This is a genomic window from Campylobacter sp. BCW_6873 (assembly GCF_001762365.1).
GTDB classification, from domain to species: Bacteria; Campylobacterota; Campylobacteria; order Campylobacterales; family Campylobacteraceae; genus Campylobacter_D; species Campylobacter_D jejuni.
In genome coordinates this window covers 488-730 of sequence record NZ_MJWS01000111.1, presented here as the reverse complement: position 1 = coordinate 730, position 243 = coordinate 488, and the positions used below count along the sequence as shown (strand labels likewise).

At 36.2% G+C, this 243-nt stretch carries 1 pseudogene; it reads left to right on the top strand.

Features of this window, described 5'->3' with window-relative positions:
* Positions 1–243, top strand: a pseudogene (locus AJ932_RS09920) (hypothetical protein); the annotation flags it as partial.

Below are 243 nucleotides of genomic sequence, written 5' to 3'. Positions count from 1 at the left end.
TGATATAGTTGAGGGCAAAATAAAAGATCCAAGGGATATAGATTCTACTTATGAAAGCAGAAGAGAATTTGATCGCCATAGGGGAGGGTATTATAATGGTATGGTAAATGCTTATGGTTATGATATTCCAAATGATCGGAGTGAAGAAAGTGCACAATTAAGAATAGATTCTATGATATTAACTGCCAAACTAGCAGCCCTAACTCCTCCTCAAGGCTATCCTAATGCCCCTTATTATTTTAC